Source organism: Vibrio sp. OPT46, from assembly GCF_015163535.1.
GTDB lineage: Bacteria > Pseudomonadota > Gammaproteobacteria > Enterobacterales > Vibrionaceae > Vibrio > Vibrio alginolyticus.
The window spans coordinates 1-11,531 of record NZ_JADDYG010000127.1; the positions used below are offsets into that span (position 1 = coordinate 1).

The following is an 11,531-nucleotide window of genomic DNA, read 5'->3' on the forward strand; positions in this document are numbered from 1 at the left end:
AATCGCGCTGAGTTCTTTTAGTTGTTGATTTCATAACACTCTCCAATTTTGGGGGTGGAAAGTGTCAACCTTATTTAGGACGGCACAAAGCTAACTCGCTCGGCGCTCACTACTCAAATGCTTTTTTATCTATATAAAGTCATCCAAAAGGCAGAAAAACACAAGAGCACAGTGCTCTTGCCAGAAGCACTTGGCGGGAAAAGTGTTTCACAAAGGAGCGACAGAACGTTGGCTTCTGGTCAAAAAAGCTCCCTAATAATGCCCCTCAATAACCGAACTCGCAGCAGCAGGAGAATTGATACCTTGTGACTCGTATCACTGATAACCGAAATCATCGTGTGGTGAGATGGCTTAACTGCAATACTGGCAAGATGACAATATGACTCTCAAGTCAACACCATTCAGCATCGGCATGCACTATCCATCTCAAACTCAGCTAAGAAGCACGTTGCCATCGAAGAAAAGAGTCACAATATCACTGGGCGATGTTGAAGCATCGACACCTAACACACTTGTATGCGTTCAGCGAACTATGAGAGGATTCATCTATATCCGTGTAAAGGGAATAACAGTGCTATACCACCTAAATTAAATCATTGTGCCATAAACTAAGACTAATACTTGAGCCAAAAACACCAAGCGTACGAGTCCCTCTTTAATAGTTTTTATGTTTGCTTGTTCAGAAGCGTCTGAATGGTTTAGCAAACACTTGAAATTTATCGGCGTAAACTATTTTACCAGGGCTTTCTGTTCTTAATTGCTCAACTGCGACGCCCTTACTTTCAACTAAAAAAACGAACTCACGTATTTTAGATATATGTTTAGAGGAAGACTCAAGAAACCAACTGATATACACCTCTGATTTCTTAGACTTTTGTGTGTTTAAGTAGTCTAAAGGAGATTCAAGGTTTTCGTCGAACCACGCCATCACCTCAGCAATATGTTCAAGTTCATAGTCATAAAATACTTCTTGTTTCTTCATACAACTAATTGCCTGAAATATGCCCTTTCTCTGATTTGAATCTTCATCGATCTGATCAACGACAAATCGTACATACATGTACACCTCCCAAACCATTGTAGCTCCAAAAAGTAGACAGCACATAACTACATACTTCCTCACTCAACGGGACTGAACATAATTTCCAGCGATATTGCTTTCCACGAGACTACAAGTTATTGCTAGAGTGAGGAATTAATTATTCGACAAAAATGAGCTCAGGACAAACTGAGCTCATTTTTAGTTTATAAGAATGGATGCTTAGAAGAAACCAAGTGGATTAACACTATAGCTTACCACCATATTTTTGGTATTTTGGTAGTGATCTAGCATCATTTTGTGTGTCTCACGGCCAATACCAGATTTTTTATAGCCACCAAATGCAGCATGTGCCGGATAAGCGTGGTAACAGTTTACCCAAATTCGTCCAGCCTCAATATCACGAGCCATGCGATATGCTTTGTTACTATCTCGGGTCCAGACACCTGCACCCAGGCCGTACTCGCTGTCATTTGCTATTTGAAGGGCTTCTTCCATAGTTTTGAAAGTAGTGACAGCAACAACAGGACCAAAAATTTCTTCTTGGAAGATGCGCATATCGTTAGTGCCTTTCAACAATGTTGGCTCTACAAAATAACCATTTTCTGCCGAGCTCTCCCCACCCGCAAGAAGTTCAGCGCCTTCTTCAAGACCAAGACCAATGTAGCCACGAATCTTATTAAACTGCTCTTCTGAAACTTGAGAACCAACTTGTGTGTCAGTATCTAATGGATTCCCTTGCTTAATCGTTTTCATTCGGTCAAGCAATTTAGCCATGAATCGGTCATAGATAGACTCTTGAATTAACAAACGCGATGGACAAGTACATACTTCACCTTGGTTAAAGAAAGCAAGAAGTACGCCTTCAACACACTTATCAACATAACTATCTTCATGGTCGAAAATATCTTCCATAAATATATTTGGTGACTTACCACCTAACTCGACGGTTGAAGGAATAAGACTGTCTGCTGCACATTTTAAGATGTGTTGCCCCACTTCTGTTGAACCTGTAAATGCGATTTTTGCAATTCGGTCGTGAGTTGCAAGAGCCTGACCAGCTTCTGCGCCCATACCGTTTACGACATTAACAACACCAGCAGGTAAAAGATCTTCTAGTAATTCCATCAGAACTAGAATCGACGCTGGTGTTTGTTCCGCAGGTTTCAATACCACACAGCAACCAGCAGCAAGCGCCGGGGCCAATTTCCATGCTGCCATTAACAGTGGGAAGTTCCAAGGAATAATTTGACCAACAACGCCAACAGGTTCTGGAAAATGGTAAGTAGCAGTATGGTTATCTAATTCAGCTGCAGTACCCTCCTGAGCTCTAATGCAACCCGCGAAGTAGCGAAAGTGGTCAACAGTTAATGGAATATCCGCAGCTAGTGTTTCTCGAACTGGTTTACCGTTGTCCCATGTTTCTGCGACAGCTAACATTTCTGAGTTTGCTTCAATACGATCTGCAATTTTAAGTAGTAGGTTAGAACGCTCGGTAACAGATGTCGCTGCCCAAGTCGATTTTGCAGCATGTGCTGCGTTTACAGCTAGATCGATATCTTCCTTTGTGGATGCAGGGATCTGACAAATAACTTCGTTATTTACAGGTGAAGTATTAGTAAAGTAATTCCCAAGAACAGGAGCGATCCATTGCCCACCGATGAAGTTAGCGTATTTTTCTTTAAAGTTAACCACAGCATTTTCTGTATTTGGTTTTGAATACAGCATGTATATACCCTCCGATTTTATATTTAATTAGCATGCCGGAAATTATGCTTTAATTATCTAAAACTCAAATATAAACTCAGTTTAATAATCAAAACTCAATCACTAAAAAACACTAACAAACAACAACTTAAACAAGATTATCAACATTTCCGTCTGATTTGCCATGTTATTTAGTCCTATTTTAGATAGCTAATAATTTAGAGTTATAAATCTAAAAAATTATAAGGAAAACTGACCATAGCAATTAAGACAGTTGCACTAAGCAAATGTGACAAAATCAGTCGTATTTTTATCCATCCCATTGATATATATAAATTTACCTTTTCTCTATCTAATAAGTTGAATATTGATAAACATCACAAATAAAACATAATTACTCCACTTTATTTAAGGAGATCTTATGCATGAAAAAGGTATATCTAGCAGGCCCAGAGGTTTTTTTAAAAGATTCAATTGAAATCGGTGCTAAAAAAAAGGAGCTTTGCGACAAATACGGATTTATCGGTTTGTATCCATTAGATAACGAGATTGATATAAATGGGATGTCGAAAGAAGCTATCGGCCTTGAAATATCACGTGCTAATGAAGCTCTCATTTTATCGGCAGATGCTGTTATCGCGAATTTAACTCCATTTAGAGGAGCAAGTGCTGATGTTGGAACCGTATATGAAGTAGGGATGGCAAAAGGGTTGCGCAAAGTAATACTTGGCTACACTCATGACGAACGTAAATTTCTACAAAGAAACATTGATGAGATAAACAAAGTAAGCTTCTCCGATGGTGAATATAAAGATAAGAATAACATGGTTATTGAAGATTTCGACCTAGTTGACAACTTAATGATTGATGGCGGTATGACCTATTCAATATTGAAGAATGAGACATTGAATGAAGACGATAAATATCGGTCACTAAAGCTATTTGAAGAGTGTTTATTACAACTTCATCGGCATTATTATCCACTAGCCAAAAATGTTTAAATTAAAGAGGAATGCACATGATTTCATTCACCGAAGATATGCTCAACATAATGCTACCAATAGTTAAAAAATATCACATGCAAATTCCAATTGCAGTAGCAACGGAGTTTGTAGAGTACCGAGTTGTGGCAGTAAACAGTTCGTTCATGGACTTTGAATCTAATGGAGTACTAGTTAGTGTCGAAGTTGGCGGGAAATTACTTTTAGAAAATGGCGCTTCATTAGAGTATGTTATAAAAAATGGTACAGCAATTTTAACAGAGTTAGCAAAATCAGAACTTTTAACTAACTCATTTTAAATAACTAGTACACCTAACGTCTGTTGGCTTATATATTAGAATTACTATTACTGTAATATTGTATGCTCTTACGATACTCAGTTGGCGTCATATTTTGATACTTTTTAAAAAGTACGCGAAAGTGGTTGGTATCATTGTATCCAATTTCGTTGCAAATCCGCTCTATAGAGTATTCGGTTCTATTCAATTTCTCTCGTGCTAAAGCAATCCGAATCCTCTGTATGTAGTTTATAGGAGTTTCTCCTGTTGCCATTTTAAAGCGACGTTTCATTTGCCGCTCACTTAAAAAACAGTGGCTTGCACATTTGACAACATTCAGTTGAGTCGAGTCTTGTTCGTGCATCCAGTCTTGTAGGGCATGAATCAGTTGATCATTGTGCTGCCTAAACTCTACAAAATCGGAATGAGACACTTGCTGCTCCTCTGTCACCTCCCCTTTTAAAAAATGATCACATTTTTCTTTGTGGTTTGAACCAAAAAGCCCACCAATAACGAGCATTATTGCTTGATAGTACTCACCAACGCTGGAAGTGCAGATCAAGTTATCTTCGCGAGTAATTTTGATATGCGGCTGCAATTTTACCTTGGGATACAGATCGCGGAATAAATGGCTGTGAACCCAATGCGTAGTAGCAGTTTTGCGGTTAAGTACGTTCAAATGAGCAAGGAGAAAAGCCCCTGTACAAATTGAAACAACATACGAAGTATCTTTAATTAACTTCTTAAGCCAACTAACCATTTCATCACTAATCAAGAGTGGTAGCTTCTCAGGTTCACCACAAGAGCCAATTAAAAGTATGTCAGTGTCAGAGATTTCACTCCAGTCTAGGTTTGGTGACAATCCAATGCCACCTAGTGCTTTAACGTTCTTACCTGATGTTGAGACTAAGTTTATTTTAGGTTCTGGAATTCCCGCTAATGTACTTGCAACAGTTAACATCTCAATTGGACCAGAAATAGATGTTGTTGACATTCCATCGAAAAGTAGGGCCGTAATTTGAAGTGGTTTAGGAGCCGTACACGTAAAATGCATTGTACGTATTTCCTTGTATAACAATAATTTTCTTTACTATGTCTCAACTTCAGGCTCTGAACCAGTGAACTTATATGATAATTACTTTTTATGTTGAAATTAACACAGAAAAAGAAACACAGATTAAGAGTATGATTTTATTTAATTTTTCACTCACACGCCCACATAATAACCAAATATATTGATGAATTTAGAGTAATTACTTTATCATCAATCGGCCGTAACGCATTGCATGCTGCCTGTGAGTAAACTTGAATAACAAAAGATATCACTATCTTGATAGACGGTCTGGAAATATTCCTCGGATGTATCCAGAAGAAGGTGCGCTTGCGTAGCATCCGGTTCAACACTAGCTTTATAGCCTTCACTATATACTGTATTACTGGTTGAGAATAAACTAGAGGTCCAAAAATATAAGGAAGACGAAACGTTCAAACTTATGGAAGCACCTTCAGCCCCATACGTCGTATGAAGCTGATGCATACCAGTCCATTTGTGATCAAGAGTATGAAATTCTCGATACTTCTCGACTCCCGACTCACTGTAGGTGACACCATGACCGAACAGCAAAGTGTTGTTTTTTCCTTCTAGAAAAAAAGGATGAAAAATGTTGTTCAGATACACAAGTAATAGTATTAAGCTAGCAAGCAATACTGCTAATAAGGTGTTTAACTTAATGGCACTGTTCACGAATAGCCTCTTTGATGTTTTGAGTTGTGTATCGGTGAGAAAAACTCAAGTTAGCCGAACGAATTTCACTAAAATTTTCTGTTTTATAGATACAAGATATATATATCTGTTCAGGGTTTTTAGAAAGGAAAATTTTGCTTATATTGCTTTGATAGGCGCCTGAAATGGATTCAAATAGCTTAGTACCACTTGGACTAGATTCGTAATAATAGCTAATACCTGCAACCTCGGAACTTACCCATTGTTTTGTAGTGATACTTTGAGAGTGAAAGTAGAAAGTGATAAGCCAATACGAAATTAAGAAAATGCCTATGGATAGGCAAGCGGTAAGTACGCACTGGGTAAGCACATTTAGTGATAGTAGGTTTACTGCTTTGAACGAGGATCTCTTGGGGTGCTGTTTGTTTTTTTTGCTATTTTCACTGAAAGCTATGGTAACGTTGCTTTCTCCCTCTCCCGCACTTAAGTTATGCTGTAAAAATGTAATCCTATCAACTACAAGCATGTAACCTTGTTTTGGGACGGTTTTGATATAGTGCTGCTCTTTACCATTGTCACCAAGAGCTAAACGTATTTGTGCGATAGACTGGGTAATACTAGATGCAGAGACAATCCGCTCTCCCCATACCTCTTGTAAAATACATTCTTTAGTAACCACATTTCCTTGGTTAAGGAGCAAAAGCTCTAAAATTTTGCTTTCAGTAGACTTGAGCTTCTTACTCTTTTCTTGGCTTGGATGTGAAAGTTGTCTCCGAGCTGTTGGGTCAAATACCCACATGATTGATCCTTTAATATTTCCACACGATGTTTGCCAGCTATGGTATTATCATTACGAGGTTGCTGAGTGTAAATCTCTCCTGAGCAATATCGGCAACACACTACGTTATTATTTATTTATACTATTTATGTCTACACACTGAATTGCTTGGTTAGACAATTGAACATAGCAGTATTGTCTAGCATCGCTTGGTAGTACTTGAAATTCTTCTTCCCCCCCATCAAATAGAACATGCTGTTCAGGCCTATCAAAAAACTTTACCTGTTCATCATCGACAAGCTTATTAATAAATTTTATCGAATATTCACTAAAAGGCCAAAATGTCATTAAAAATTGCGTTTTTACAGCCTCACCACTATCAAATTGAATATTTGCAAGTAGTTCATACCTGTTAAGAAAAAAAGGAACCAGTGTATAGCTTATCTCTCTATACCGATAATCTTGTTTATCTTCACCATAAGTAAGAATAACTTTGTTAATAACTGTGTCCGTCTTATTAACAAAACTAGGTATGTAAGATGTGGCAAAGTAGATTTGTATCAAAAAAATAATAATGAGTAGTAGACTCAAGATTCCTATCACTTTATTGACATGTTTCCAACACTTCATCACCAACATCCTTTAGTGCGCGATTTATATCAACTGAAAAATTATAGCTTCTTTGTTGACCATTCTTTGGCATCAACTTGTAACATGCAATGTAAAGTCGACTTTGATTAGAAGTTATATAGAAGTTGACATTAGTGAGATCCTTTTTATGAATAATAGTCTCTGCCAACTGACTACTTACTCTATCGTTCTTTTCAACGTAAAAGTTGTTACTTCCTACCTTAAATGAATAGAAACTCATGGGTTTAGTACTATCAGGAGCGACAAATAAGAAATGGAATAATAAAATATTGATAAACAACAAGAATGTGAATGCAGTTATGAATACCCAACTTACTGAGTGTTTTTTTATCTCAGTATCTGCTTCTGTTTTTTCCTCTGCTAGCAACTTAACAGTATTTGGCATAAGACAATAGCCTAGTTTGGGTATTGTTCTAATAACATTTTGTTCGTTAGCGTCGTCACTTAAAGACTGCCTTAATTTAGCTATTGCTTGTGTAATGCTAGACTCAGACACGACTTTTTGGGGCCATACATACGCAAATATTTCCACCTTTGTCACCGTTTTTCCTTGATTGGAAAGCAATAACTTAAGTAGGTTACTCTCTATGTTGTCAAGTTTTCTGCATTCATTTGTCTGTAGGTTGTGTAACTGCTTATCTGCTCGATAATCAAATATCCACATATTATTGCTCTTGCCGCTAATTTGCTTCCAGTTACTGCCTATGGTTACATAGTCATTAGTGATAATTCTATCTATTGAATTCTCCATCTTCAATAGATTCATTTAAAACCTACGTATTTTTTAAATGATGAGTCAAAATGAGCTAGGTTTCCTTAATCTACTTTAGATTTTTAGCGAAGTAGGTGGTGGCTTTTTTAACCATATCTAGCTCTTCGTTTGCTTCGAAGACTCAAACACCTTAGAAAGTTCCTTCATGTTAATTTTATCGGGAGGTAATTATCTCACCTATCCAGATATGCTTGGAAGCAGTAGCGATCAATTATCGAAACAGATATTTCAGGACTTCTACGTGATCTTGTAATTATTTCTTACAACAGATCTCCAGCGCTTCACTGGCTTACAAAACACAACAATTTCATAAAGTTACAAAAAAAATATATTGCCATTACACTTATCACCCAAACAGAATGCGTGCTTACGATATTAACCTTTTGACCATGCATTTTTTGGTTTCACCCATAATGGCATGAGTTCTATCTTGACACCTCAATAGCATGAGCCCAAATTTACTATGTAAAGAGTTACCCAGTATCTCGTTGAGAAACCGAAAGAAGTATCAACATAAAATTTAACTATTCTTCATAGAAACATCAAAAAATGGCGAGATGTCTCGCCATTTTTATTGATTAAGGTTTGACCGCCAATAACCCCATTGTTGGATTCATAACATTCATTCCTGCTAAAGCCAGCCCGCCAGAGAGTGACTTAGTTCCCCTCTTCGAAGCTGCTTTCTTCGCCTGCTTCATAAGCATGTTTTGCGATTGATTGAAGCGCGCTTGATTATCAATATCAACAGCGGCTTGAGTAATGTCCTCAGGGCTCATATTGATAGCATCATTTACACCAAGCGTTTCTAGATACTTATCCATAACATTTCTATCAGGACTAGCGATACGATCATGCATCGTGGTCACTTCATCCTTAGTAGACATGTTTGTGAAGGTTGGAATACGCCAGATCTCTTCTGCTAAGACTCGGTAGTCCGCTTCTATCATGTTCAACGAAGACATGATGCTCTCTTCACAACGGCTCACTGCCACCTGGTTAACGTTTCTGTTGTATTTAATGCCCGTTCTGCGTTTAGTCTGCTTCGAACGGAGGTGCTTACCAAACGAATCCCACAGGAGTACCTTAAGTAGCATCGGGTTAACCATAGTTCCAAACTCTAGGCCAGTACCTGCCCCAACTGTTGCACTTGCACCCGCTTTAAATGTGAAGTCTCCAGAACCTTTAACAATGGCTTCCAAAGCAGCAGATGCGCCCAAGCCAACTGATGCAGAACCAGTCACACTACCAGACAACATATCCATACCACGAGCTTTCAGGGTAAAGGTACTTGTTCCACTAGCCTTAGCACCAACAAAGGCACTTGCACCAAGCTTTGTTTTGATAACTTCATTTTCAGTACCCACGTTGGCACTGTTTATTGCACCGGTGAATTGAACTTTTGCTGTCGCACCGACAAACAGCTCCCCCTCGTTCTTTAGTGACATAAAATCAGCCACAGAAAGTTCATGAGAGACTGTTAACTTCATTCCCATTTCGGCAGCGAGCATCGCATCAATTTCTAAATCGATACCCGGTATAATTTGAGTTGTTACTACCGAATCATCAATACTAACAGTAGCATTTCCTGTTTTCTTATTAACCTCAAATTCAGATTTAGTACTTTTCTCTTTGTTTCCACTAAAAAGCTCTCGGCTATGCCCAATGCCACCCAATGCGCCTTTATTGATTTTAGCGCTCGCACTAAACTTGCTGCTCTCACGGGCACCAATTTCAGCGGATGCTTTGATTTGGTTTTTCATTTTTCCGAAGTCCCAAGTTTTTTCAAACTCGACTTTTGCTTCGGCAAACAGTGCTTGTGAGGCTTCAAATGTCAGTGAACCGTCCTCAAGGTTTACTTTGCCCTCAGCAGAGCGGGTATTTCCTTTTTGGAACAGATCATTGATAGCAGGCCAAAGTTCAGCATTACATTTGGCATGATTAAAGTAGGCATCTCGTAAAGCATTAACTTGTGCATCAAGAATTTCTACCTTGGCTTGGCCAAGCTCACCGGATGCTAAGATACTGCTATGAGAACGCTTCAAAATTTCATGCTTGTTATGCAGCATTTGGAAGAAAGTACGGTTAATCAATTTCGAACGGACAGATTCCGTTGGTGAACGGTGTGGTTGAATCACCTTAACGACACTACCAAACTTTTTCGTCACTCGTTCTACAAAAAACTGCCATACAGGATGCTTAGTAACTGCGCTAGCTTCGTAGGCGCTACTATTGTTTCCTGACTGGCGATACAATTCCGCCTCAACCTCAGAATAGATAACATCTATCGCTTTTTCTAAATAAGGTAAGGCTCTGTTAGAGTGCCTTCTCCCGCATGCGAGAGACAGTTTTTTCAACCATTGCTCAATTTCTATCGCGCATCCTAAGTTAGGGATTAATTTTCCATCCGTCCCTTTGATTGATGACACATCGAAGTCGAGATTGGCTGCAGCAAGCTGTTTTTTATTCATTAGCTTTCCTTCTATCTAAATCTCAAGGCTCAGGGCTTTTCGCCACTGGATAAGCGTTGAGTTTATTGAGTAGTCATGCGCATATGACATGACCTGATCGATGATTTGAATCAGTGAAAACCAGTCGTCCCCCGTTTCTACCAGACCTTCCCCACTCTTTTGATTTGGCGAAGCAAACATAGGCGTTGCTTGCCAATCGGAGAGTGCTTCCCGAGAAGATCCAGTCCGACAACTGGCACCGAAATCGATCAATCGAATATGTTGTAATTGAGGTACATAAAGCAGGTTAGATGGCTTGATATCGCCATGTACCCACCCCTTGCTATGACAGTGTTTGATCGCCTGAACCACACTAGGCAAAAGCGAAGCAAATAACGCTAGATCCTTAGGCTCAAACTCAATCAGCGGTATCGCACTTTGATCAAACTCCAGCGTTAGCTGCAATTTGCTCCAGTCGACATCCACTACTTTTTGTATTTGAGCACCCTGACACTCTTGCAAAGCAACCCATTCTCTTTGCAGGCTCTCTGCCGAATCAAAATGCTTAGTGTAGTAGGTCAAGTCGTTACTGATTTCGTGCACACGGGAATGAGTAGCCAAAACTTGGCAACACACTCGTTCCTGCGGTTCAATCACTGCTTTCAACATCGACAACCTTAAAGCTGCTTAGGCAACGAGAATTGAACAAATAAAGATTTATCCAATGGTTGTTTGGAATCACGCAACGTGTAATCCAATACGATGTTGTTTTGGTTAATTTTGTAGTTGAGCTTACGAATCAAGCGGCTCGATGTCGCACTGCTCTTATTCGCAAAAATAGCGCGCAACAACGCCCACTGACCGGTAAATGATTGTTGTGCGACTCGATTCTGACCGCTGTAGAATTCTGCACTCAAATAGCCATCCACTCCTGCGGTTGGCCAAGTTATCTCGCGCCACACTCTTGGACCATGTTTGTAGTCGTAAATCGTTTCAGCCTCTCGTAGGCGGAATTCCGTCACGTCAGTACTCATTGAGCTCGCTTTTACTTCAAGCCTTAACCCAAGATCATCTCCTGAAGAACCGAAGAAAATGCCACTCAGTTTTTGAACTAATTCAAGTTGCTTACGAGTGT

The 11,531-nt window shown here is 39.1% G+C and carries 12 protein-coding genes; 2 read left to right on the plus strand and 10 right to left on the minus strand.

All coding sequences use genetic code 11. The features are described from left to right. Positions 1 to 679: 679 nt before the first annotated feature. Entirely contained in the window at positions 680 to 982 is a 303-nt protein-coding gene (locus IQR33_RS05420) for a hypothetical protein (protein WP_228013772.1), read from the minus strand. Between the two features lie 279 nt (positions 983 to 1,261). Continuing rightward, positions 1,262 to 2,767, minus strand: a complete 1,506-nt coding sequence (locus tag IQR33_RS05425; protein WP_140184029.1) for an aldehyde dehydrogenase family protein — start codon at positions 2,765 to 2,767, stop codon at positions 1,262 to 1,264. Positions 2,768 to 3,171: 404 nt separating this feature from the next. Here IQR33_RS05425 and IQR33_RS05430 point away from each other — a divergent pair, with 404 nt between their 5' ends. Continuing rightward, positions 3,172 to 3,747, plus strand: coding sequence for a nucleoside 2-deoxyribosyltransferase (locus IQR33_RS05430; protein ID WP_086587044.1), 576 nt, complete (start codon positions 3,172 to 3,174; stop codon positions 3,745 to 3,747). A gap of 17 nt (positions 3,748 to 3,764) precedes the next feature. After that, complete coding sequence (locus tag IQR33_RS05435) at positions 3,765 to 4,046, plus strand: hypothetical protein (RefSeq protein ID WP_193837303.1); 282 nt, start codon at positions 3,765 to 3,767, stop codon at positions 4,044 to 4,046. A gap of 28 nt (positions 4,047 to 4,074) precedes the next feature. Here the strand turns inward: IQR33_RS05435 and IQR33_RS05440 are convergent, their stop codons facing one another. The 8 genes from IQR33_RS05440 to IQR33_RS32360 all read right to left on the minus strand — a co-directional run. Then, a complete protein-coding gene (locus tag IQR33_RS05440) occupies positions 4,075 to 5,079 on the minus strand; it encodes a GlxA family transcriptional regulator (RefSeq protein WP_193837302.1) in 1,005 nt (334 codons plus the stop codon). Between the two features lie 210 nt (positions 5,080 to 5,289). Beyond that, a complete protein-coding gene (locus IQR33_RS05445; protein ID WP_140184556.1) occupies positions 5,290 to 5,769 on the minus strand; it encodes a hypothetical protein in 480 nt (159 codons plus the stop codon). Then, on the minus strand, positions 5,753 to 6,547 hold the full coding sequence (locus tag IQR33_RS05450; RefSeq protein WP_140184557.1) for a winged helix-turn-helix domain-containing protein: 795 nt from the start codon (positions 6,545 to 6,547) through the stop codon (positions 5,753 to 5,755). The genes IQR33_RS05445 and IQR33_RS05450 overlap by 17 nt, the downstream gene beginning before the upstream one ends. A 108-nt stretch (positions 6,548 to 6,655) precedes the next feature. Continuing rightward, positions 6,656 to 7,156, minus strand: coding sequence for a hypothetical protein (locus tag IQR33_RS05455; RefSeq protein ID WP_086587039.1), 501 nt, complete (start codon positions 7,154 to 7,156; stop codon positions 6,656 to 6,658). Further along, the gene (locus tag IQR33_RS05460; RefSeq protein ID WP_228013773.1) at positions 7,131 to 7,928 is read right to left on the minus strand and encodes a winged helix-turn-helix domain-containing protein; all 798 of its coding nucleotides are present in this window, start codon (positions 7,926 to 7,928) and stop codon (positions 7,131 to 7,133) included. The genes IQR33_RS05455 and IQR33_RS05460 overlap by 26 nt, the downstream gene beginning before the upstream one ends. Before the next feature lie 599 nt (positions 7,929 to 8,527). Beyond that, a complete protein-coding gene (locus IQR33_RS05465) occupies positions 8,528 to 10,417 on the minus strand; it encodes a hypothetical protein (protein WP_140184280.1) in 1,890 nt (629 codons plus the stop codon). 15 nt (positions 10,418 to 10,432) lie between these two features. Then, positions 10,433 to 11,065, minus strand: a complete 633-nt coding sequence (locus IQR33_RS05470; RefSeq protein WP_180818131.1) for a protein kinase domain-containing protein — start codon at positions 11,063 to 11,065, stop codon at positions 10,433 to 10,435. An 8-nt stretch (positions 11,066 to 11,073) separates the two neighbouring features. Next, the coding region (locus tag IQR33_RS32360; RefSeq protein WP_322631753.1) for a type VI secretion IcmF C-terminal domain-containing protein at positions 11,074 to 11,531 on the minus strand (458 nt) is incomplete at its 5' end.

Coding starts and splice junctions, on each gene's coding strand:
- IQR33_RS05420 (WP_228013772.1), bottom strand. CDS start 982: ATGAAGAAACAAGAAGTATTTTATGACTATGAACTTGAACATATTGCT.
- IQR33_RS05425 (WP_140184029.1), bottom strand. CDS start 2,767: ATGCTGTATTCAAAACCAAATACAGAAAATGCTGTGGTTAACTTTAAA.
- IQR33_RS05430 (WP_086587044.1), top strand. CDS start 3,172: ATGAAAAAGGTATATCTAGCAGGCCCAGAGGTTTTTTTAAAAGATTCA.
- IQR33_RS05435 (WP_193837303.1), top strand. CDS start 3,765: ATGATTTCATTCACCGAAGATATGCTCAACATAATGCTACCAATAGTT.
- IQR33_RS05440 (WP_193837302.1), bottom strand. CDS start 5,079: ATGCATTTTACGTGTACGGCTCCTAAACCACTTCAAATTACGGCCCTA.
- IQR33_RS05450 (WP_140184557.1), bottom strand. CDS start 6,547: ATGTGGGTATTTGACCCAACAGCTCGGAGACAACTTTCACATCCAAGC.
- IQR33_RS05455 (WP_086587039.1), bottom strand. CDS start 7,156: ATGAAGTGTTGGAAACATGTCAATAAAGTGATAGGAATCTTGAGTCTA.
- IQR33_RS05460 (WP_228013773.1), bottom strand. CDS start 7,928: ATGGAGAATTCAATAGATAGAATTATCACTAATGACTATGTAACCATA.
- IQR33_RS05465 (WP_140184280.1), bottom strand. CDS start 10,417: ATGAATAAAAAACAGCTTGCTGCAGCCAATCTCGACTTCGATGTGTCA.
- IQR33_RS05470 (WP_180818131.1), bottom strand. CDS start 11,065: ATGTTGAAAGCAGTGATTGAACCGCAGGAACGAGTGTGTTGCCAAGTT.